This is a genomic window from Streptomyces sp. NPDC056948 (assembly GCF_042674225.1).
In the GTDB taxonomy this organism is placed as follows: Bacteria; Actinomycetota; Actinomycetes; order Streptomycetales; family Streptomycetaceae; genus Streptomyces; species Streptomyces purpurascens.
The window spans coordinates 1-21496 of sequence record NZ_JBHUQX010000135.1; the positions used below are offsets into that span (position 1 = coordinate 1).

General features: G+C 73.3%; 17 protein-coding genes and 1 riboswitch. Of the genes, 4 read left to right on the forward strand and 13 right to left on the reverse strand.

Going from position 1 to position 21496, the window contains the following annotated elements; genetic code table 11:
• Positions 1-832, reverse strand: an 832-nt coding sequence (locus ACFTZL_RS19060) for a pyridoxal-phosphate-dependent aminotransferase family protein (protein WP_382583853.1), incomplete at its 3' end; no start/stop codon positions are given.
• Between the two features lie 120 nt (positions 833-952).
• Here ACFTZL_RS19060 and ACFTZL_RS19065 point away from each other — a divergent pair.
• Both ACFTZL_RS19065 and ACFTZL_RS19070 read left to right on the forward strand, forming a co-directional pair.
• Complete coding sequence (locus tag ACFTZL_RS19065) at positions 953-2044, forward strand: amidohydrolase family protein (RefSeq protein ID WP_382583856.1); 1092 nt, start codon at positions 953-955, stop codon at positions 2042-2044.
• A 176-nt stretch (positions 2045-2220) separates the two neighbouring features.
• Positions 2221-3111 carry an SCO1860 family LAETG-anchored protein gene (locus ACFTZL_RS19070; RefSeq protein ID WP_382583859.1) on the forward strand — a complete coding sequence of 297 codons (891 nt, stop codon included), beginning with the start codon at positions 2221-2223 and terminating at the stop codon, positions 3109-3111.
• A 351-nt stretch (positions 3112-3462) separates the two neighbouring features.
• On the opposite strand, the gene cobC is transcribed toward ACFTZL_RS19070, so the two are convergent.
• From cobC to ACFTZL_RS19115, 9 genes are read right to left on the reverse strand one after another with little or no spacing between them, the layout of a single operon-like run.
• Entirely contained in the window at positions 3463-4518 is a 1056-nt protein-coding gene (gene cobC, locus ACFTZL_RS19075) for an Rv2231c family pyridoxal phosphate-dependent protein CobC (protein ID WP_382583862.1), read from the reverse strand.
• Positions 4508-5326, reverse strand: a complete 819-nt coding sequence (locus tag ACFTZL_RS19080) for a sirohydrochlorin chelatase (RefSeq protein WP_382583865.1) — start codon at positions 5324-5326, stop codon at positions 4508-4510. Before ACFTZL_RS19080 ends, cobC begins: the two co-directional genes overlap by 11 nt.
• Positions 5323-6408, reverse strand: coding sequence for a cobalamin biosynthesis protein (locus ACFTZL_RS19085; protein WP_382583868.1), 1086 nt, complete (start codon positions 6406-6408; stop codon positions 5323-5325). Before ACFTZL_RS19085 ends, ACFTZL_RS19080 begins: the two co-directional genes overlap by 4 nt.
• Positions 6405-7787 carry a cobyrinate a,c-diamide synthase gene (locus tag ACFTZL_RS19090; protein WP_382583872.1) on the reverse strand — a complete coding sequence of 461 codons (1383 nt, stop codon included), beginning with the start codon at positions 7785-7787 and terminating at the stop codon, positions 6405-6407. The genes ACFTZL_RS19085 and ACFTZL_RS19090 overlap by 4 nt, the downstream gene beginning before the upstream one ends.
• Positions 7787-8386 carry a cob(I)yrinic acid a,c-diamide adenosyltransferase gene (gene cobO, locus ACFTZL_RS19095; RefSeq protein ID WP_311124958.1) on the reverse strand — a complete coding sequence of 200 codons (600 nt, stop codon included), beginning with the start codon at positions 8384-8386 and terminating at the stop codon, positions 7787-7789. The genes ACFTZL_RS19090 and cobO overlap by 1 nt, the downstream gene beginning before the upstream one ends.
• A complete protein-coding gene (locus tag ACFTZL_RS19100) occupies positions 8386-10407 on the reverse strand; it encodes a putative cobaltochelatase (protein ID WP_382583875.1) in 2022 nt (673 codons plus the stop codon). The genes cobO and ACFTZL_RS19100 overlap by 1 nt, the downstream gene beginning before the upstream one ends.
• On the reverse strand, positions 10404-10538 hold the full coding sequence (locus ACFTZL_RS19105) for a hypothetical protein (RefSeq protein WP_382583878.1): 135 nt from the start codon (positions 10536-10538) through the stop codon (positions 10404-10406). The genes ACFTZL_RS19100 and ACFTZL_RS19105 overlap by 4 nt, the downstream gene beginning before the upstream one ends.
• Positions 10535-12046 carry a cobyric acid synthase gene (locus tag ACFTZL_RS19110; RefSeq protein WP_382583881.1) on the reverse strand — a complete coding sequence of 504 codons (1512 nt, stop codon included), beginning with the start codon at positions 12044-12046 and terminating at the stop codon, positions 10535-10537. Before ACFTZL_RS19110 ends, ACFTZL_RS19105 begins: the two co-directional genes overlap by 4 nt.
• Positions 12043-12984, reverse strand: a complete 942-nt coding sequence (locus ACFTZL_RS19115; RefSeq protein ID WP_382583884.1) for a cobalamin biosynthesis protein — start codon at positions 12982-12984, stop codon at positions 12043-12045. The genes ACFTZL_RS19110 and ACFTZL_RS19115 overlap by 4 nt, the downstream gene beginning before the upstream one ends.
• Before the next feature lie 98 nt (positions 12985-13082).
• Positions 13083-13226: riboswitch (cobalamin riboswitch) on the reverse strand.
• A 192-nt stretch (positions 13227-13418) separates the two neighbouring features.
• Here ACFTZL_RS19115 and ACFTZL_RS19120 point away from each other — a divergent pair.
• Entirely contained in the window at positions 13419-17645 is a 4227-nt protein-coding gene (locus ACFTZL_RS19120) for a trypsin-like peptidase domain-containing protein (RefSeq protein ID WP_382583887.1), read from the forward strand.
• Between the two features lie 61 nt (positions 17646-17706).
• Here the strand turns inward: ACFTZL_RS19120 and ACFTZL_RS19125 are convergent, their stop codons facing one another.
• The 3 genes from ACFTZL_RS19125 to ACFTZL_RS19135 form a co-directional block, all read right to left on the reverse strand.
• Positions 17707-17928, reverse strand: coding sequence for a hypothetical protein (locus tag ACFTZL_RS19125; RefSeq protein ID WP_184599685.1), 222 nt, complete (start codon positions 17926-17928; stop codon positions 17707-17709).
• 34 nt (positions 17929-17962) lie between these two features.
• A complete protein-coding gene (locus ACFTZL_RS19130) occupies positions 17963-19216 on the reverse strand; it encodes an anion permease (protein ID WP_382583890.1) in 1254 nt (417 codons plus the stop codon).
• A gap of 144 nt (positions 19217-19360) precedes the next feature.
• Positions 19361-20113, reverse strand: a complete 753-nt coding sequence (locus ACFTZL_RS19135) for a lysozyme (RefSeq protein WP_382583893.1) — start codon at positions 20111-20113, stop codon at positions 19361-19363.
• A gap of 198 nt (positions 20114-20311) precedes the next feature.
• On the opposite strand from ACFTZL_RS19135, the gene ACFTZL_RS19140 reads away from it, so the two are divergent.
• Entirely contained in the window at positions 20312-21043 is a 732-nt protein-coding gene (locus ACFTZL_RS19140; RefSeq protein WP_382583896.1) for a class II aldolase/adducin family protein, read from the forward strand.
• Positions 21044-21496 lie beyond the last annotated feature (453 nt).

A 21496-nucleotide genomic window follows, 5' to 3' on the forward strand; every position in this document is an offset into this window, starting at 1 on the left:
CCGCGTCCCGGGCCTCGTACACATACGGCTCCAGGACGCCACCGAGCGCGACCGCCCCGGCCCGCGTGGCCGCCGCGGCGGAGGCGTGCCGGGCCATCACGGTGTCCGGACCCGCCGCCTCGATCCGCTCCACGCACGCCTCGAGCCCCAGCATCTCCAACTGCGCCGGAGCGTGCGGCAGCGCCTTGCGGCCGCCGTCGATCCAGCGCTCCTTCCAGTCGAGGAGCGACAGATACGACCGGCGCGGCGCCCGCGGGTTCGCCGCCATCCGGGCCCAGGCCCGCTCGCTCACCGACACCGCCGAGACACCGGCAGGACCGCCCATCGCCTTCTGCGCCCCGATCACGCACAGGTCCACGCCCCACGCGTCCGTCAGCACCGGCTCGGCACCGATCGACGCCACCGCGTCCAGGTAGAACAGCGCCCCGTGCGCCCGCACCACCTCGCCGATCCCCGCGACCGGATTGGTGTTCCCGGTCGCCGCCTCCGCGTGCACCAGGGACACGAAGTCGATCTCCGGGTGCTCGGCGAAGGCCTGCCGGATCTGCTCGGCCGTGACCGCCGTGTGGAAGGGCACCGCCAGGTCGACCACCGTGGCACCGCAGTCCCGCAGCCAGTCGCCGAAGGTCTGCCCGTACGGGCCCGTGATGACGTTCAGCGCCGTCGTACCCGGACCGGCCGCGGCACGGATCGCGCCCTCCAGCGGCAGCAGCGCCTCGCCCTGCATGATCACGACGTCCTGCTCGGTGCTCAGCAGCCGCGCCACACGGTCCTCGATCGCGGCGAAGCGGTCCGCGCCGAGCGGGGCCAGGTCCAGAAACGGGTGCGTCACGGTGGGGCTCTCTTCATTCACGGGTCGAACGGCATCGTCACAGGGCCGACGGCATCGAGGGTATCCGGCGGGTACGTCCCCCCTCGCAGGTGAGGTCCGCGGCTCACTAGGGTGCGGTGCATGAGCGATCGCACGGTGCTGCACGTGAAGGGACGGGTGCTCGTCGGGCCCGAGGACGTCCGCGACGAACTGTGGGTGGTGGACGGCCGCGTCTCCTACGACCGTCCCGCCGGCGCCCGCGACATCCGCACCGTCAAGGGCTGGGCCCTGCCCGGCCTCGTCGACGCGCACTGCCACGTGGGACTCGACCGGCACGGCGCGGTCGCCCAGGACGTCGCCGAGAAGCAGGCCCTGACCGACCGGGACGCGGGCACGCTGCTGATCCGCGACGCGGGTTCGCCCTCCGACACCCGCTGGGTCGACGACCGCGAGGACCTGCCGAAGATCATCCGCGCCGGGCGGCACATCGCCCGCACCCGCCGCTACATCCGCAACTACGCCTGGGAGATCGAGCCGGAGGACCTGGTCGCCTATGTCGCCCAGGAGGCCCGGCGGGGCGACGGCTGGGTCAAGCTGGTCGGCGACTGGATCGACCGCGATCTCGGCGATCTGTCGGCCTGCTGGCCCCGCGGCGCGGTGGAGGCGGCGATCGCCGAGGCCCACCGCCTGGGCGCCCGCGTCACCGCGCACTGCTTCGCGGAGGACTCGCTGCGGGACCTCGTCGAGGCGGGCATCGACTGCATCGAACACGCGACGGGCCTGACCGAGGACCTCATCCCGCTGTTCGCCGAACGGGGCGTCGCCATCGTCCCGACCCTGGTCAACATCGCGACCTTCCCGCAGCTCGCCGACGGCGGTGAGTCCCGGTTCCCGCGCTGGTCGGCCCATATGCGCCGGCTGCACGAACGCCGCTACGACACCGTCCGGGGCGCCTACGACGCCGGCATCCCCGTCTTCGTCGGCACCGACGCCGGCGGCGGCCTCGCGCACGGCCTGGCGGCGGCCGAGGTCGCCGAACTGGTCACCGCCGGCATCCCGCCCCTCGACGCCCTGGCGGCGGGAACCTGGACGGCCCGCACCTGGCTCGGCCGCCCCGGCCTGGACGAGGGCGCCCCGGCCGACCTGGTCGTCTACGACGAGGACCCGCGGGCGGACGTACGCGTACTGGCGGCGCCGCGCCGGGTGGTGCTGAACGGGCGCGTGGTCGGGTAGCCGCGAGGGTGACGCCGGGGAACGCCTGTGCCGGGGGATTCGAAAACTTCCACGGTATCGCCACGTTGGAGTGAAGAGGCGTCAGATCGCTGACGCCGTACGCCGGGTGCGCGAGTCTTTCCGGGTCCCGAGCCTGTCTCTCCTGGAGTCCCCACCGTGACAGCACTTCCTTCCGCATGCCCGCACGCCGTCTGGCGACCGTGGCGACGGCCACGGCCCTCGCGGCCGGGCCTGTGGCACTGACCGGCGTGAGCCCGGCGCACGCCACCGGCGATCACGGCCGCGCGAGCGCCGTCGTTCTGCGCACCGGCCTCGATGTCTCCCTGCTGAACAAGTCGGTCGAGGCCCCGCTCGCCGTCTCCCTCAACGAGGTCCGGGCCCCGCAGAGCGCCGAGAAGACGGCGTTGACCGCCCGCCTGGACGGGGTGAACGGCGGACAGCCCTTCAGCGTGCTGCGCGCGGAGGCGGCCGAGGCGAGAGCCACCGCGACCGCCACGAAGGCCGAGGGGAGCACCACCCTGGCCCGCGCCCGCGTCCATGTCCCCGGCCTGCCGCTGCTGTCGGTCGTCGAGATCGAGCAGGTCACCGCGAAGGCCGTCTGCGAGGCCGGGAAGAAGCCCGTCGCCACGACCGACCTGCCCGGCTCGGTGACCGTGCTCGGCAAGCGCGTCACCCTGACCGCCGGCGGCCCGACGGACGTCAAGGTGCCGGGCGTCGGCGACGTACGCCTGGACCTCTCCAACCCGCGGACGACGTCCCGGACGGCCGCCGCCACCGCCCTCGAACTCAAGGTGTCCGTCAACCCGTTGAAGCTGAACGTGGCCGAGGTGAACGGCACGCTCACCCTGGCCGAGGCGACCTGCGAGACACCGAAGGCCGCGCCCGCCGCACAGCCACCGGCCGAGCCGTCCGACGCCCCCGCCGCGATCGAGCCGCAGGGTGCCCCGGCCGAGGAGGGCCTGGCCGAGACGGGCGGCAGCCCGACGACCCCGTACGTCATGGGCGGCGCGATCCCCCTGCTCGCCGTGGGCGGGGGAGCGGTGGCCCTGGCACGCCGCCGGGGCTGACATCCGAGGCCGCGGGGCGTCGGCCGGGCGGGGGATCGTTCCACGGAGACGGCAGGGCCCGATCGCGCCCGGCCCGCCGACTCTCCTGGAAGCCGCTCCCGGCACACCGACCGAGGGGGAGGGGGCGGGGGCCGCCCAGGCCGGGCAGCCGCCTGGCGATGCCGGCCGCCGAGCCCCACGGCGCCGACGAACCGCGGGCGGGAACCCGCTCGGGCCCCCGCCACCGTGAGCGTCAGCCCGTCACCGCACGCGGCCGGGCAGCCGCCCGGCGATGCCGGCCGCAGAGCCCGACGGCGTCGACGAGCGGCCCACCGGGAAGCCCCGCACGCGCCCTCCGCCCACCGCGAACCGTCAGCCCGTCACCGCACGCTCCAGCGCCCCCAGGAACCCGTCCGTCGTGGTCCGGTCCCGTACCGCCAGTCGCAGCCACTGCTCGTCCAGGCCGGGGAACGTGTCGCCGCGGCGCACGGCGTAGCCGAGGTCGCGCAGGCGTCGGCGTACGGCCGCCGCGTGCGGCAGGCGTACCAGGAGGAACGGGCCCTGAGCCGGCTCGACCACCCGCAACCCCGCCGCGGCGAACCGTGCGAGGCCCGCCACCAGGTGGGCGCGGTCCGCCGCGACGCGATGGGCGGCGTGGGCCGCCTCGGCCACGCCCCGCGGTCCCACGCACGCCCGTGCCGCGGCCAAAGCCGGTGTCGACACCGGCCACAGCGGCTGCGCCCGCTCCAGGTCCTCGATGGTCTCGGGCGCCGCCAGCACGTACCCGATCCGCAGCCCGGCCAGCCCCCACGTCTTGGTCAGGCTGCGCAGCACCACCAGACCGGGTACGTCGACGCGGTCCGCCAGGGCCTCGCGCTCGCCCGGCACCGCGTCCATGAACGCCTCGTCCACCACCAGCACCCGCCCGGGACGGGCGAGCCCGGCGATGGTCTCGGCCGGATGCAGCACCGACGTCGGGTTCGTCGGATTGCCGATCACCACCAGGTCCGCGTCCTCGGGAACGGCCGCCGGGTCCAGCCGGAAGCCGTCCTCGTCGCGCAGCAGCACCCGGCCGACCGTGTGCCCCGCGTCCCGCAGCGCCGCCTCCGGCTCCGTGAACTGCGGGTGGACGACGACCGGCCGCCGCACCTTCAGCGCCCGCGCCAGCAGCACGAACGCCTCCGCCGCGCCCGCCGTCAGCAGCACCCGCTCCGCCGGCAGTCCGTGCCGCTCCGCCACCGCCGCGCGTGCGGCCCGACCGTCGGGGTAGGCCGCGAGCCCGCCCAGCGACGCGGCGATGTGCTCCCGCAGCCACACCGGAGGCGTGTCGGCCCGGACGTTCACGGCCAGATCGACGAGCGAGCCGCCGTCGTCCCGGACCTCCGCGTCCCCGTGGTGCCGCAGATCGTGCCCGCTCTCAGTGCGCATGCGAGTCCGTCCCCCGGTGGAAGTGCTCGGGCGTGTGCCGGCCCCTGACGGCCTCCTCGTAGCGCTCCCACACCAGGTCCAGCAGCTCCGGCTCCGGACCGATGACGCCGGCCGAGCGCACCTCGGTCTCGGGGTGCGCCTCCGCCCAGCCCTCCGTCTGCTGCCGCACCCGGTCCGGCTGGACGCCGGTGAACAGGAAGTACGGCAGGACCACGATCCGCCGGGCCCCCAGCCGCACGCACCGGTCGAGCCCGTTCGGCACGTCCGGCGCCGCCAGCGACGCGAACGCCGTCTCGACCCCCGCGTACCCGCGGCCCTCCCACAGCAGCCGTGCCGCCCTGTGCACCTCGGCGTTGGCGTCCGGGTCCGTGGACCCGGGCCCCACCAGCAGCACCGTCACATCGGCCCGGTCACCCGGTCTGCGCCCCGCGGTGCCGCCCAGCGCCTCGTCCAGCCGCCGCTCCAGGACGTCCAGCAGCGCCGGGTGCGGGCCGAGCGGGGGCCCGTACGAGTACGAGATCCCGGGGTGCCGCTCCTTCGCACGGGCCAGGGCCGCCCGGATGCCGCCCTTGGCGGGTCCGGCGGGCACCAGCATCAGCGGAACGGCGGTGAAGTGCCGTACGCCCCGCTCCACCAGCTCCGTGACGGCGTCGCCCAGCGGCGGCCGCGACAGCTCGACGAAGCCGCCCGCGACGGGCAGTCCGGGGCGCCGGGCCCCCAGCTCCCGTACGAACGCGCGGAACGCCTCGGATCCGGTGTCGTCACGGGTGCCTTGGCCGGCGATGAGCAGGGCGGGCGGGGTGGTCACAGGCGCTCCTCGGCGGAAGTGGGGTGGTACGGCGGAACGTTGAGCGCGGCCGCGGATCCGGCCGGACGGGTCGGGCCGGGACCCGTGTCGCGTGAGGTGTCCGGGCGGGCGCCCGGCCGGAGCCCGTCCACCCCTGGCCGCCGGGCGACGGCACAGGTCGCCCGCGCCGGGCTCGCGGCCGACTTCCGCTTGGGGACGAGGAGTTCACCCCCGCCGGCGAGCGCGGCGGCCTCGGCCACCGACGGGGTGCCGGCGGCGGCGAGCGGCGCGTCGGACGGGTTCGGCACCTCGACCTCCGCCAACTCCCCGGCGGAGTACGTCACCAGGGGCACCCCGAGCCGCCGCGCTGCCCCGACGACGCCCGGCTCCTCGGCCTTGGCGTCGAGGGTGGCGAGCTCGGCGACGGACGCCGCGGACAGCCCGGCCTCCCGCAGGGTGTCCTCGACGAGCCCGAGCACCTCCTCGACAGGGGCACCCTGCGACGCCCCGACCCCGACGACGAGGGACTGCGGTCGCGGCACTGCCTCGCGCTCGGCTGCCTCCCGCGGCGGCGGCCACGGCCAGGCCGCCTCGGCCCGCGTCGCCACCTCCTCGTCGTCCGGCACCGACCGCGACACCCCGGCGACCTCGCTGGTCGGCCCCGACGGCCCCACAACGCCCGACCGGGCCGCGAGCTCCTGCACGGCGGTGATCCCGGGCACGGTCTCCACGGCCACCCCCGGCACCGACTCGGCGACGGTCCGCGCGAGATGCGCGAAGGCGGAGTCCGCATGGGGATCGCCGACGGCCGCGAAGGCGACGCGGCCGCGATTCCCCAGCAGCCCCGCCACCCGGTCCCCGGCGGCCGCCCACGCCGCCTCGCGCCGCGCCCGGTCGCTCCGCTCGGCCGGCGCGAGCGCGACCCGGACGACCTTCTCCTCGGGCACGTAGTGCACCACGGTGGCCTCGGCCCGCCCGCGCTCCCCGGTGTCCGGCACGGGCACGACGACGACGTCCGCCTCCCGCAGGGCGTTCACACCCCGCACCGTCACCAGCTCCGGGTCACCGGGCCCGACCCCGACGCCGACCAGCGTGCCGCTCATGACGTCCGGCACCTCTCCACGAGCCGGAGGGCGACACCGGGCTCGGACGCCCAGTGCGTGTGCAGATAACTCGCGTGCACACCGCGCCGTACGAACCCTTCGATCCGCCGCTCCGGGGACCGGAACCCCCAGGCGGGATCCGGCCCCGAGCCGGGCTCCACGGCGGTCCGGTGGAATTCGTGCCCCCGCATCCGTGTCCCCGCCGCCGCGAGCACACTGTCGCCGACCGCCACGGCGTCCCGGTACCCCAGGGTGAGCCGCTGCGTCATCCGCGCCCCGGCGTCCAGCACCCCGCACATCGGCTTCCCGTCCAGCTCCCGGCACAGATACAGCAGCCCCGCGCACTCGGCCGCGACCGGAGCGCCGCTCTCGGCCAGGCCGGCGACGGCCTTGCGCAGGGGTTCATTGGCCGACAGCTCGGAGACGTACATCTCCGGGAACCCGCCCCCGATCACCAACCCGCTTGTCTCTTCGGGCAGTTCCTCGTCCCGCAGGGGATCGAAGGGCACGACTTCGGCACCGGCGGCGGTGAGCAGTTCGGTGTGCTCGGCGTAGGAGAAGGTGAACGCCTCACCGCCCGCCACGGCGATCCGCGGCCGGGGTCTGTCGTGCGACCGCGCCGGCCGGTCGGCGGCCAGGGAGACGGCCTCGGCCGCGTCCCAGGCCGCGCAGGACAACGCGCCCGCACTCCGGGCCAACCGCGTCAACGCGTCCAGATCACAACCCTCGGAAACCTGCGCGGCCATGGCCGCGACAGCACCGACAGCCTCCTCGCGCCGCTCGGCGACCGGCACCAGCCCCAGATGCCGCGACGGCGTGTCCACCTGTGGCGCCCGCCGCAGCACCCCGAGCACCGGCACCCCGACCTGCTCCATGGCCTCCCGCAGCAGCCACTCGTGCCGGTCCGACGCGACCTTATTAAGAATCACGCCCCCGACCCGCACCTCCGGATCCCAGGAGGTGAACCCGTGCACCAGTGCCGCCACCGACCGGGACTGCGACGACGCGTCGACGACCAGCACCACCGGCGCCCGCAGCAACTTGGCGACATGAGCCGTGGACGCCAGCTCGCCCTCACCGGCCGCCCCGTCGAACAGCCCCATCACGCCCTCGACGACGGCGATGTCACACCCCCGCGCCCCGTGCAGGAACAACGGCCCGACCAGCTCCGGTCCGCACAGGTAGGCGTCGAGGTTCCGTCCCAGGCGCCCGCTCGCGAGCGCGTGATACCCGGGGTCGATGTAGTCCGGCCCGACCTTGTGCGGGGACACGGCGAGTCCCCGCGCGGCGAACGCGGCCATCAGCCCCGTGGCAACGGTGGTCTTGCCGCTGCCGGAAGCCGGCGCGGCGATGACCAGCCGAGGGACGGACGACGACATCACCACTCGATGCCCCTCTGCCCCTTCTGACCGGTGTCCATGGGGTGCTTCACCTTGGACATGTCGGTCACGAGGTCCGCGAAGTCGACGAGCTTCTCCGGCGCGTTACGCCCGGTGATCACGACATGCTGGGTCCCGGGCCGGTTCCGCAGCACCTCCACGACCTCGTCGGTGTCGATCCAGCCCCAGTGCAGGGGGTAGGCGAACTCGTCCAGCACATACAGCTTGTACGTCTCGGCCGCCAGGTCCCGCTTGACCTGCTCCCAGCCCTCCCGGGCCTTCTCCTCGTTGTCCATCTGCCCGTCGCGCTGCACCCACGACCAGCCCTCGCCCATCTTGTGCCAGTCGACGGACCCGCCCTCACCGGACGCCCCGAGCACGCGCAGCGCGTTCTCCTCGCCGACCTTCCACTTCGCCGACTTGACGAACTGGAACACCCCGATCGGCCACCCCTGGTTCCAGGCCCGCAGCGCGAGCCCGAAGGCGGCGGTGGACTTGCCCTTGCCGACGCCCGTGTGCACGAAGACGAGCGGCCGGTTCCGGCGCTGTCGGGTCGTCAGTCCGTCGTCCGGAACGACACTCGGCTGTCCCTGCGGCATTACGCGGCCCTCCTCGAAGTACCCTGCACATCCTTGACCAGACCGGCGATCGAGTCGGCCCGCAGCTCGTCCAGCGTCACGGCGGTGCCGCCCAGCTCACCCGCGAGCTGCCCGGCGAGCCCCAGCCGCACCGGACCCGACTCGCAGTCCACGACGACGGACGCCACGCCCTCGGCCGCGAACAGCCGCGCCGCACGCCCGGCCAGGGCGACCGGCTCCGGGCCGCCGGTGGCCCGCCCGTCCGTCACCACCACGACCAGCGGCCGCCGCGCGGGATCGCGCAGCCGCTCCACCCGCAGCACGTCGTGCGCGCGCAGCAGCCCGGCGGACAGCGGCGTACGGCCGCCGGTCGGCAGCGACTCCAGCCGGGCCGCCGCCGCGTCCACGGACGAGGTCGGCGGCAGCGCGACATCCGCGCCCGACCCCCGGAAGGTCACCAGACCCACCTTGTCCCGGCGCTGGTACGCGTCCAGCAGCAGCGACAGCACGGCCCCCTTCACGGCGCTCATCCGCTGCCGCGCCGCCATCGACCCGGAGGCGTCCACGACGAACAGCACGAGATTGCCCTCGCGGCCCTCGCGGGTGGCCTGCCGCAGATCGTCGCGGCGCACCACGAGCCCCGGCCCGGACCGTCCGCGCGCCCGCTGGTGCGGGGCCGCGGCCTGCACGGTCGCCGCCAGGTGCAGCTTGGTGAGGGAGCCCTTCGGACGCCGGGCGCCCGTGGTCCGCCCGTGTTCGGTCCGCGCCCGCGAACGCCGCCCGGCGGCACCCTCGCCGAGTCCGGGCACGCTCAGCACCTTGGTCCGGAAGGGTTCGGAAGCGCGTGCGGCCGACTGCTGGCCGACTCCCGACGGCTGCGGCTGCGGCTGACCGTCCTGCTCGGCCTCCGGCCCGGCCTCCTGGTCACCGCCCTGCGGCCCGTCGTCGGGGGCCGGCTGTCCACCGCCCCCGCCGGGCCCGTCCGGCCCCGAGTCCGGGTCCGGGTCGAGGTCCGGGTCCGGGTCGTCGTCCCCGGAGAACTCCTCCAGGGTCTCGTCCAGCTTGTCCTCGTCAAGACCCGGCGCGTCGAAGGGGTTGCGGCGCCGGCGGTGCGGCAGCGCGAGCAGCGCGGCCTGCCGTACGTCCTCGGCGAGCACCTCCGTACGCCCGGCCCAGGCCGCCAGCGCGGTGGCGGTCCGGGCCATCACGATGTCGGCGCGCATGCCGTCCACCTCGAAGGCCGCACAGGTCGCCGCGATCTGCCGCAGCGCGTCGTCGCCCAGCCGCACCGACGGCAGCAGGTCCCGCGCGGCCACGATCCGGGCCCGTACGTCGGCCTCCTCCTCGGCCCAGCGGGCGGCGAACCCGGCCGGGTCGTCGTCGTACGCCAGCCGCCGTCGTACGACCTCGACCCGCTGCTCGGGCTCGCGCGAGGCCGCGACCTCGACGGTCAGCCCGAACCGGTCGAGCAACTGCGGCCGCAGCTCGCCCTCTTCGGGGTTCATGGTGCCGACCAGCAGGAAGCGGGCGGCGTGCCGCACGGAGACGCCCTCGCGTTCCACGTACGAGGCGCCCATCGCGGCCGCGTCCAGCAGCAGGTCGACCAGGTGGTCGTGGAGGAGGTTGACCTCGTCGACGTAGAGGATGCCGCGGTGCGCGTCGGCCAGCAGGCCGGGCTCGAAGGCCTTCACGCCCTCCGACAGCGCCCGTTCGATGTCCAGCGCGCCCACCAGCCGGTCCTCGGAGGCGCCGACGGGCAGCTCGACCATGCGGGCCGGCCGGGAGGCGAAGCCCCCCGGCTCGTGCGGCCCGTCCGGGCAGCCGGGGTCGGGCGAGCCGGGGTCGCAGGAGAAGCGGCACTCGGAGACGACGTCCACCTCCGGCATGAGCGCCGACAGCGCTCGCACGGCCGTCGACTTGGCCGTGCCCTTCTCGCCGCGCACCAGCACACCGCCGACCGCCGGTGACACGGCGTTCAGCAGCAGCGCGAGCCGCAGATCGTCCTGGCCGACCACGGCCGTGAACGGAAAGGGGGTGGTCACTTTTCGTCGTCCTCCAAGTCGCCTTCGAGTTGCGGATGGATCAGGCAGCCGGGGATCAGGCAGCCGGTCCAGCGTCTCAGGTGGCCCCCGGTCGCCGTGCCGGCGGTCCACACCATCGCCACGGTCCTCATGTGGGCGCTCCCGGCGGGACGAAGGGCAGTCCCGGCGGCGCGCCGGACTCGATGAGCCGCCACAGGGCGTCCGTGTCCGCGTGCTGTTCGATCAGGTCGCCGAGCCGGTCGAGCTGCTCCTCGCGCAGCGCGGCGAACGAGGTGTCCGGCGCCGGTACGAAGCGGCGGCCGGCGGCGGCCGCCACCTCGCGCAGGAAGGCACGCCGGAATCCGTCCGACTCCAGCGAGCCGTGCCAGTGCGTGCCCCAGGTCTGGCCGACCCGGCAGCCGTCCAAGAAGGGGACGCCGCCGGTGACATCGGCGACCCCGTGGTGGATCTCGTAGCCCTCGACCTGCTCCCCGAGTGCCTCGCCCGCCGGCCGGGTGAGGGTCTTCTCGCGGGCGAACCGCACCCGCACGGGCAGGATCCCGAGCCCGTCCACCTGGCCCCTGCGGCTCTCGACGTCGTCCTCGATGTGCTCGCCGAGGATCTGGAAGCCGCCGCAGATGCCCAGCACGGGCCGCTGCTCGGCGGCCCTGCGCACGAGAGCCTCGGCCAGCCCGCGCTCGCGGAGCCACTCCAGGGCACGGACGGTTCCCCGGGTCCCCGGCACGATGACGAGGTCGGCGTCGGCCAGTTCCTCCGGCCGGTCCACGAACCGCACGACGACCCCGGGTTCGGCGGCCAGCGCGTCGACATCCGTGAAGTTGGACATGAGAGGGACCGCGCAGACGGCGACGCGCAGCACGTCCTCGCCCACGGGCGGGGCGACGACGGACTCCCGGACCGTCCCCCGCAGGGAGACGCGCAGCCCGTCCTCCTCGTCGATGCCGAGCCCGTGCCGGAAGGGCAGAACGCCGTACGTGTGCCGCCCGGTGAGGCCGTGGAGCATGTCGAGCCCCGGCTCCAGCAGGGAGACGTCCCCGCGGAACTTGTTGACGAGGAACCCGGCGACACACTCCTGGTCCTCGCGCGACAGCAGGGCGACGGTCCCGAAGAACGAGGCGAAGACCCCGCCCCGGTCGATGTCGCCGACGACGAGCACGGGGAGACCGGCGTTGCGGGCGATTCCCATATTGACGATGTCCGTCCGCCGCAGATTGATCTCGGCGGGAGAACCGGCCCCCTCACAGATCACCGCGTCATACGTGCCCCGCAACCGCTCCAGGCAGTCCAGCACCGTCCCGAGCAGCTTCTGCTGCCGTCCTCCGTGATAGCCGCGCGCACTGAGCTCGCCGACCGGCTTGCCCAGCAGCACGACCTGACTGCTCTGCTCGCCGCCGGGCTTGAGCAGCACGGGATTCATCAGCGCGGTCGGCTCCACGCGGCACGCCTGCGCCTGCATGGCCTGCGCCCGCCCGATCTCGGCGCCTTCCCGCGTCACGAACGAATTCAGGGACATGTTCTGCGCCTTGAAGGGCGCGACCTTGACGCCCTGCCGCACCAGCCACCGGCAGATCCCGGCGGTCACGACGCTCTTGCCGGCGTCGGAGGTGGTACCGGCGACGAGAAGCCCACCGCCCGTCATGACGTACGCCCCTTCACGATGTGGCGCGCGGCGACACAGACGCCGAGCGCGAGCCAGCCGACACGCCTGGACAGCCGCACGGCCCGTTCGATGTCCCGGGTACCGACGGCGCGCCCCGCGCCGTTGAGCACGGGCCGGTGCTCCACGCGCCCGCCGTAGGACAGGGTCCCGCCGAGCCGCACCCCGAGCGCCCCCGCGAACGAGGCCTCCACAGGCCCGGCGTTGGGACTCGGATGCTTGGCGGCATCGGCACGCCAGGCCCCCACGGCTCCCCGCGGATCGCCCCCGGCCACGGCCGCGAGCACGGCGGTCAGCCGGGCCCCCGGCCACCCCATGACATCGTCCAGCCGCGCGGAGGCCCACCCGTAGCGCCGGTACCGGGCCGACTTGTGCCCGACCATGGCGTCGAGGGTGTTGACGGCCCGGAACCCGAGAAGCCCCGGCACGCCACCCATGGCCCCCCACACGAGCGCTCCCACGACCGCGTCGGAGGTGTTCTCCGCGACGGACTCGACGACGGCCCGGGCGATCCCGTCGGCGTCCAGGGCCTGCGGATCCCGTCCGCACAGATGCGGCAGCCGCGCACGGGCCGCTTCGACGTCCCCGGCCTCCAGGGCCCGCCCGACGGCCTGCGCCTCCCGGGCGAGCGAAGTCCCCCCGACGACGGCCCAGGTGGCGACACCGGCCAGTCCGATCGACGCGGGGGCGGACGTACGCACGGCACGCGCGGCGACGGCTCCCAGCGCGACGGCCCCGCCCGCACACACCACGGTGTGCAGCGCGCCCCACCCCCGGTGGTCCCGCCACAACACCCGCTCCACAGCACCCGCGGCCCGCCCGAACGCGGCGACCGGATGCCCTCGGCGAGGATCGCCCAGCAGCAGATCACCGATCAGACCGACGGCGGCACCGTACGCGTGGACGCGACCGGCACCCATGGGCTCAGCCGGCCACGGGGGCGGACAACGGTGGAGTACTGACCCTCGATCGGCAGCCGAACATGGCGATATGTCCTCACTCAGGGTGTCCACGCCCTGGTTCGACGAGACCGGCGGTGAGAGTTCCTGGCTCCCGGTGATTGCTACCCCGGTGACAGTGGCGGGACCGCGCCGGACTTCCACCGGCTTCCTCTCCTACCGCCGTATTGGCCCCGGCAGTCCACCACGGCCGCGAACAGCCGTCAACTTGCCGTTGACCTGCGAGGGGAGAGTGTGGACAAGCCCACACCGCTAGCACGACGCTCCGCTCCCGGGGACCGGCTCGGGGCGAATTCCCCTGTGCGGGGCACGTTCCGCCGACCCGCTTGCACGGGCCTGGCGCAAACCCTCCAATACTGCGCACGGGGGTGCACACAAGCGGAGAGGACGGGCCTGTGCAGAACGACCGGTTCCCTGAGGGGCTCGGCTCCGCGGTGGCCCGGGTCCGGTCCGCCGACGGCACTCCCGTCGGCTCCGGATTCCTGCTCGCCCCCGGCACGGTGGTCACCTGCGCCCACGTGGTCGCACAGGCCCTGCGCACCGACGCACGGGCCGAATCCCCACCGACGGGCCCGGTGACGGTCGAGTTCCCGCTCCAGCGGGGCAGCGTCGCCTACGAGGCGTCGGTGTCGGCCTGGCGACCGGTGGCCGCGGACGGCACGGGCGACATCGCACTGCTGCGGCTGCCCGAAGACACCCCCGGCACCCCCACCACGCCGGTCCCGCTGGCAGGGGCCGGCGATGTCTGGGACCACCGCTTCCGGATCCTGGCCTTCCCCGCCACGGCCGAACACGGCGCCTGGATCGGCGGGCGGCTGCTCGGCGCCGTCGGCCAGGGCTGGATCTCCATGGAGGCCGAGGGCACCGCACACCACATCTCCCCGGGGTGCAGCGGAGCCCCCGTCTGGGACGAGCAACTCGCGGCCGTGGTCGGCATGACGGTCGCGACCGACCGCGGCCGCACGGCAGGCACCTCTTACCTCATCCCCGCGGCCGCCCTGCTCGACCTCCAACCGGACCTGCGCCGCTGCCCGTACCGAGGACTCGACGCCTTCCGCGAGGAGGACGCCGCACACTTCTTCGGCCGCGAGAAGGAGACACAACGCCTCCTCGACGCGGTGGACCGGCACCTCGTCGTACCGGTGGTCGGCCCGTCCGGCAGCGGCAAGACCTCACTCGTCCGCGCCGGGGCACTACCGCACCTGCGCGCCGACGGCCATACGGTCTCGGAGATCCGCCCGCTGCCTGGGACGCGTGCTTCGCTCACCCTGTGCCGGGCACTGGCTTCCGTCTTCGAACCGGGTGCCGGCGCCGCAGAGCAGGAGCGCGGTGCACTGGCTCTCGCAGACCTGCTCGACACCGAGGCCGGGCCGAGCCCCGCCGACCTCGGACAGCGCCTGCTCGACCACTGCGGCCCCAACGGCCACGTGTTCTTCCTCAATCAGCTGGAGGAGACCGTCACCGCCGAACCAGCCACAGCGCGAGCCCTGCTGGGCCTGATGGTCGCGTTGGTCTCGGTGCCGACGGACGGCAAGCGGCTGTGTGTTCTCGCCACGCTCCGCTCCGCTTCCCTCGACGACCTGGTGGCACCGGCCACGGCGCGGGTCCTCAGCGGCTGTGCCCAGGTCGTGGCACCCCTGGGCCGTTCCGGTCTGCTCCGTGCCATCGAGGAACCTGTGATCCGCGTGCCGGGCCTCACCCTGGAACCCGGCCTGGCGGAACGCATCGTCGACGAAGCCGAGAACGAGCCGGGCAGCCTGCCCCTGGTGGAGTTCCTCCTCACCGAACTCTGGGCGCGTGAGAAGGGCATCCGCCTCACCCATGCCGGCTACGAGGCGTTGGGCGGAGTGGCGGGTGCTCTGTCCGCACATGCCGAGACGTGGGTCGGCAAGGTCATCGTGGACCATGGCGAAGAGCCGGTCCGCCGCCTGTTCACGCAGTTGGCCCGCCCCGATGAAGCGGGTGGCTTCACCCGCAAGCCGGTACGCCTGGCCCCGCTGCCCGCGCAGGTCCGGTCCGCCGCCGAAGCGCTGGCCACGCGCACCCGCTTTGTGCGGGTCACCCACGGTCCGGAGGACGAACCGATCGTGGACCTGGCACACGAGGAACTGGTCCGGGCCTGGCCACGCCTGCGGGGATGGCTGGAGGAATCACGGGACTTCCGATCGTGGCAGGAGCGGCTCCTGCAGTCCCTGACGCACTGGACGGACACCGGTGAGGAGACGGGTGCACTGCTGCGGGGGACGATGCTGGCCACGTCGCTGGAGAAGGCGGCGAACCCGTCTCTTCGGGTAGGCATCACGCAGCTCGAACTCGAGTACATCGAGGCCAGCCACCGTCATCAGGAACGCGGCCTGAGGCGCTGGCGGTTGGCGGCGGCCGCACTGGTCGTCCTCACGCTGCTGGCGGGCGTCCTGGCAGGAGAGGCCTGGCGCAAGGGCTCGGCGCTGGAAGAGCGTGGGCGGGGCATCGCCTCCCGTGCACTGGCGCAGGAGTCGTCCCGCGTCGCCGAGACGTCTCCCGTTTCGTCCGTACGACTGGCCCTGGCCGCTTGGCGCAACGCGCGGGGCAAGGAGGCGAGACAGGCCTTGCTGGAGGCGTACTTGCTGGGTGCCTCCGTGGTCCGCGGATACCGGGGTCAGGGGGCGGAGCAGATCCGTGGGTTCGACATGACACCGGACGGCGCGATCGCGGTGACGACGTCACAGGGGCCGGACGGGTCCGGACACGCTCAGGTGTGGAGCGGGATCTTCGAAGGGCGTGCCCGGCCATGGCAGGTCCGGGGTGTTCCCCCGGGCATCCCGGAAACGGCCGAACTGAGTGACGATGGGAGACTGCTGGCCATCGCGTCCGAGGACGGTTCGGTGGCCGTCTGGGACGTACCAGGTCGGACGCGGTTGTGGATGCGTCCGGGACCGGCGCTCGGCACATTCGGCCGGCCCGAAACAGCCGCCCTGGACTTCTCCGCGGACGGTCGTAGGCTGCTGCGCGTCGCTGTGAACCGCACCCCCGGCGGGGAGGGCCACAGGCAGTCCACCTCCCTGGTCCAGATCTGGGGCGCCCGCGGCGGTCGGGCCGTGCCCGTGGCGCAGAGGGGCGTTCCGCCCGGACCTGAGGTGGGGGACGCGGCGCTCGCACGCGACGGCAACGAGATCGTCTACCTGAGACGTGACTTCGACGATCCGAAGGCTGTGGAGGACCCTGCCGCGGAGGTGCGGAATGTGGCGGACGGCACCGTTCGCGGGAGGTTCCCGGAGGCCGAGTGGATCGCTCGACGAGGCGCGGCTGTCATCACGGACGAGGGCTACGGCCGCCACTCGGTGAGCGCCGTGAGGGGGACGGAGGAAATCCCGGGGCGACGCTTCCTCGCAGTCGAGTCGGCCGGGCCGGATGTCACGGGCCGGTACGTTGTCGAACTCCTCGGTTCGCTGTCCGTGACGAACCTCGAGACAGGACTGCGGTACCACGTTCCCTGCGGCCCGGGTGTCGGCGACCTCGTATGGAAGCGGGCGAAGAGTGTCGTGGCCGTCCTGCCGCGCGGCAGCCGCCCACCGCTCGTTCTTCTGGCGCTGGGTTCGGACCTGTTGGTCCTTCGGACGGTCGCCGACCGGGAGCCCCCACTGCCTGATGTCTCTCCGCACAACTGGTCCAGCAGCGACACCTACATCCGCTCCGTCGACGGCGCCTACCGAGCGCAGTTCTCCGACTCGGATGACGGGAGCAGCCTGGTCGTCGCCCGGCGCGGCACCGAGAGCGGAGCCGTTCCCCTCGCGCTGTCCGAGTTCGACGAGTGGCCGCCCGACGGGGCGACGTTCACACTCGACAACCGTTACCTGGTCCTCTGGGACAGTGACGTCCTGTCGGCCAGGCGCACCGGCCGGCCGGCTACGGCGGACACCGCCGAATTCTCCGAGAGGATTCACAGCGTGTTGTCCGTGTACGGCAGCACTGTGGTGGTGCTGACGGACAGCCGGCTGATCAGGTATGACGTGGCGAACAAGAAGCGTCAGGTTCTCGCGGAGAACCCGTGCCGGGGTGAGGGCTGGGCCTGTCGAGACGTTGCCGTACGCCCTGGCCACAAACAGGTCGCGGTCGCCGACGCGTACGGCAGGGTGCGCCTCTGGAACGTCGCGGCACGGGAGGCGCCCCAGGAGACGGGCATCCTGTTGGCCGCCGGGAGTGAACTTCATTCCAAGGCCATGGTGTTCGACCCGGGCGGCACGATGGTCGCCACCTCTCCGGACAAGACCACCGTCGTCCGTCGGCAGGTGGAGAGCGAGCGTCGCATCGGGCGGACCGTCCGAGGATCCGTCACCGCCTCGGCGCTACTGCTGGCAGCCGATGGAACGCTCCTGACCGAGGACATCGACCAGATGGCTCTGTGGCGCCCCGAGGACACCCAGGAGCCATTCGTCACGCTTCCCTTCAGCGCGGCCACCGACGACCTTCGCCTGACGCGACACCATCTCGTCGTCGAGCAGGCCGACGCGCAGACGCGAATCCCGCTGCGTCCCGACGACTGGCATGACGCTCTCTGCCGCTCCTGGGACGGTGCCTACGCGCGAGCCGAGGAGCGCCTCCTCGAGAGAGCCGGGGCGGCCCTGGAGTCCCCGTGCCCCTGAAACGCACCGGGGCGGGTGCGGGAACAAGGTCCCGTACCCGCCCGGCGGAATCGGCCGTGGATCAGGCCACGATCAGATAGATCCCATACCCCACAGCCGCCGCACACGCCGCGAAGCACGCATACGCCCCCGTCACCGCAAGCCCCGCGGACCCGCCCGCCGCCACCGCCCGTTCGCGGCGCGACAGGCCGGTGATGCCGAGGGTGAACAGGCCGACGAGGGTCACGGTGGCCACGAGGCTGACGCCGAAGACGGAGCCGAGGGTCGCCCAGTCGATCTTCATCTCAGAGATTCTTCCTTGTCACCGGTGGGCGGGATCAGACCGTGGTGGTCGTGGTGGAGGGCTTCCGTTCAGCCGAGGCCTGGGCCTGGGACTGGGCCGGAATCGTGGCGGCCAGTTCCTCGGACGGACCCGCCGGAGGCGGCGTCACCGCGGCGATCGCGGTGGTCACGACACCGGCCGGCTCCTCGTCGACCTCGTTGACGTTCGTGTGGTCGACGACCTCACGGCGCGACAGCTTCCAGATCACCGCGCTGGAGGCGACCAGGAAGATCGCCACGACCGCCGTGCCCCAGTTCCCGAAGCCGGTCACGTACTCGGCGAGCGCACCCACCAGGGCCGCCGCCGGCAGCGTCAGACCCCAGGCGACGAACATCCGGGTCGCCGTCGACCAACGGACCACGCCGCCCTTGCGGCCGAGCCCCGCGCCCATCACCGCGCCGGACACGGAGTGGGTGGTGGAGAGGGAGAAGCCGAGGTGCGAGGAGGCCAGGATGACCGTCGCCGCGCTGGTCTGGGCGGCGAAGCCCTGCTGCGGCTGGAGGTCGGTCAGGCCCTTGCCCATGGTGCGGATGATGCGCCAGCCGCCGAGGTAGGTGCCGAGCGCGATGGCGATACCCGCCGAGAGGATGACCCACATGGGCGGGTCGGAGTCGGGGGCGACGGCGCCGCCGGCGACCAGGGCGAGGGTGATGACACCCATCGTCTTCTGGGCGTCGTTGGTGCCGTGGGCCAGCGAGACCAGGCCGGCGGAGGCGATCTGGCCGGCCCGGTAGCCCTTCTTGGAGGCGTCGCCGTCGGCCTTCTTGCCGAGGGAGTATGTCAGCCGGGTGGCGAGCAGCGCGGCGATGCCCGCGACCAGCGGGGCGGCGACCGCGGGGATCAGCACCTTGGTGACCAGGGCGTCACCGTGCACCGCGCCGACGCCGGCCGAGGCGATCGTGGCGCCGATCAGGCCGCCCATCAGGGCGTGCGACGAACTGGACGGCAGACCGACGAGCCAGGTCAGCAGGTTCCAGAGGATCGCGCCGACCAGGGCGGCGAAGATGACCTCGGGACGGATGCCGGCCTCGTCGACGAGGCCTTTGGAGATCGTGTTCGCGACTTCGACGGACAGGAAGGCGCCGACCAGGTTGAGGACCGCGGACATGGCCACCGCGATCTTCGGTCTCATGGCGCCCGTGGAAATGGTCGTGGCCATCGCGTTCGCGGTGTCGTGGAAACCGTTCGTGAAATCGAACGCGAGTGCGGTTACCACCACAATCGCGAGGATCAGCGAGAAGCTTTCCATTTACCCAGGCAATCGTTCGGCGTCGTTGGCGGGTCGAACGTAGGTAACCCGAGTGAACGGAAGATGAACTGGGAGGGGCGCAGGGGTGTCCGCAACAGGGGACCGTCATTCCGCCCTGGTACGGCTGCCCTTGCGCCCCAACGATCAAGCACCCCTTGCGAACTGTTTCAGTCGATCGAGTGACCCGTCGAAGAGATTCTGATCACCCGGCAGGGTGCCGTCGCCGTTGTCGTACTGCCAGAAGGTCCAGGAGGACCAGCCGGCCGGCAGCGGCCCCGCGCTCGCCGCGTTGTAGCGGGCGACCCACAGGTGGTGGTTCGCGGCGAAGGCACGGCTGTTGCCCGTGCACGTGTTCCACCAGTGGGTGGTCGTGTAGATCACCGGACGGCGGCCGGTGAGCCGCTTGACCTCACCGCTGAACGACTTGATCCAGCTGACCATCCCGGCCTTGCTCAGGCCGTAGCACTTGTGCTTCTTGTCATACGGGTTGTACTCGATGTCGAGCGCCGGCGGCAGCGTCCAGCCGTCCGCGCTCCAGCTTCCGCCGTTGCGTACGAAGTGGGCCGCCTGTGCCCGGCCCGACGACCTGTTCGGCAGCGCGAAGTGGTAGGCGCCGCGGACGAGGCCCGCCGCGCGCGAGCCGTTGTACTGCCGGCTGAAGTAGGGGTTGCGGTAGGTGGTGGACTCGGTCGCCTTGACGTAGACGAATCTGGCGCCCTTCGCCTTCGCCCTCCGCCAGTCGACGTTCTTCTGGTGGGACGAGACGTCGTGCCCCTTCGGGCGGCTCGCCGCCGCGGCCGGGAACTCCGCGAGCGTGGTCGCTCCCAGCGCGAGTGCCGCGGCGGAGGCCGCCAGTAAGCGGCCGCGGCGGCGGGTCGATATGTGGTCACGGGCCATGTGATTCCCCCCGGAATGGCAACGTGCACGGCAAATCCCCCAGAGAGTACTGGAAGGCCGTTGAATGCCCGATGATCTCCGGCCAAGAGAGATCCATGATGTTTTTGTGCCGGTATGCGCCCTTACGGATGCTCGGTTTCCGGCCTAAAGTGCCCCCGCCCGGCGGCGCGTTGAAGGGCTGCCTGGCAGGATCGCCGCATGGCTGAGCAGCGAGGCGACGAGCGGGACACGGGGGACGTCCGAGGCGGCGGGCAGGATGTGGGGGAGTCACGGCGGAGCGGTGTGCGCGCCGAGGAGGCGCGCGCCTGGGAGGACCTCGTCGCGACGGCCCGCCGGACGGTCACCGACGGGCTCGTCGTCGGTACGTCCGGCAACGTCTCGGTGCGCGTCGGGGACATCGTCCTGGTCACGCCGTCGGGCGTGCCCTACGACCGGCTGGCGCCGGACGATGTGACCGGGGTCGACCTCGACGGCCGGCAGGTCCTCGGCGGGCTCGTCCCGACCAGCGAGCTGCCCATGCACCTCGCCGTCTACCGCACGACCGGCGCCCGTGCCGTCGTCCACACCCACGCCGTGCACGCGACGGCCGTCTCGACGCTCGTGAGCGAGCTCCCGCTGATCCACTACATGGCCGCCGCGCTCGGCGGACCCGTCCGGGTTGCCCCGTATGCCACGTACGGCAGCGACGAGTTGGCCGAGAACATGCTCCGCGCCCTCGCCGACCGCTCCGGCTGCCTCCTCCGGAACCACGGCACGATCACCTACGGCGCGACACTGGACCAGGCCTACGACCGCACCGCCCAGCTGGAATGGATGTGCCGGCTGTGGCTGACCGCCGCATCGGTCCCGGGCCTGTCCCCGAGCCTGCTGTCCACGGAACAACTGGCCGAGGTGGAGGACCGGCTACGGGGCTACGGCCAGCGCGGCTGACCCTTCCTCCCCGGCCTCCCGACCCTCGCCGCCCACACCTCGGGTGCCCGCCACGCCGTCCGCCGCTCGCGCGGCCACCGACATCCCACCCTGCGGGCGGGCGGCCACCGCTCCGTCGGCCGCCGGCACCCCGCCCCGTGGACGCGGCCACCGCTCCGTGGGCCGCCGGCATCTTGCCCTGCGGGCGCGGCCACCGCTCCGCCCACCACCCGCATCCCGCCCCGCGGGCGAGGCCACCACCGCCGGCCGCCGGCATCCCGCCCTGCGGCTGCGGCCACCGCTCCGCCGGCCGCCCGGGCCCGCCCACCGGATACCGCCGCCCCGCCGATCACCCGCGCCCCGGCGCTCGTCACCCGGGCGCCGGCATCCCGCCCCGCGGCTGCGGCCACCGCTCCGCCGGCCGCCCGGGCCCGCCCACCGGATACCGCCGCCCCGCCGATCACCCGCGCCCCG

Excerpts from the sequence above, each read along its gene's own strand:
- ACFTZL_RS19065 (WP_382583856.1), top strand. The coding sequence starts at position 953 with ATGAGCGATCGCACGGTGCTGCACGTGAAGGGACGGGTGCTCGTCGGG.
- ACFTZL_RS19070 (WP_382583859.1), top strand. The coding sequence starts at position 2,221 with ATGCCCGCACGCCGTCTGGCGACCGTGGCGACGGCCACGGCCCTCGCG.
- cobC (WP_382583862.1), bottom strand. The coding sequence starts at position 4,518 with ATGCGCACTGAGAGCGGGCACGATCTGCGGCACCACGGGGACGCGGAG.
- ACFTZL_RS19085 (WP_382583868.1), bottom strand. The coding sequence starts at position 6,408 with ATGAGCGGCACGCTGGTCGGCGTCGGGGTCGGGCCCGGTGACCCGGAG.
- ACFTZL_RS19090 (WP_382583872.1), bottom strand. The coding sequence starts at position 7,787 with ATGTCGTCGTCCGTCCCTCGGCTGGTCATCGCCGCGCCGGCTTCCGGC.
- cobO (WP_311124958.1), bottom strand. The coding sequence starts at position 8,386 with ATGCCGCAGGGACAGCCGAGTGTCGTTCCGGACGACGGACTGACGACC.
- ACFTZL_RS19105 (WP_382583878.1), bottom strand. The coding sequence starts at position 10,538 with ATGAGGACCGTGGCGATGGTGTGGACCGCCGGCACGGCGACCGGGGGC.
- ACFTZL_RS19110 (WP_382583881.1), bottom strand. The coding sequence starts at position 12,046 with ATGACGGGCGGTGGGCTTCTCGTCGCCGGTACCACCTCCGACGCCGGC.
- ACFTZL_RS19115 (WP_382583884.1), bottom strand. The coding sequence starts at position 12,984 with ATGGGTGCCGGTCGCGTCCACGCGTACGGTGCCGCCGTCGGTCTGATC.
- ACFTZL_RS19125 (WP_184599685.1), bottom strand. The coding sequence starts at position 17,928 with ATGAAGATCGACTGGGCGACCCTCGGCTCCGTCTTCGGCGTCAGCCTC.
- ACFTZL_RS19130 (WP_382583890.1), bottom strand. The coding sequence starts at position 19,216 with ATGGAAAGCTTCTCGCTGATCCTCGCGATTGTGGTGGTAACCGCACTC.
- ACFTZL_RS19135 (WP_382583893.1), bottom strand. The coding sequence starts at position 20,113 with ATGGCCCGTGACCACATATCGACCCGCCGCCGCGGCCGCTTACTGGCG.
- ACFTZL_RS19140 (WP_382583896.1), top strand. The coding sequence starts at position 20,312 with ATGGCTGAGCAGCGAGGCGACGAGCGGGACACGGGGGACGTCCGAGGC.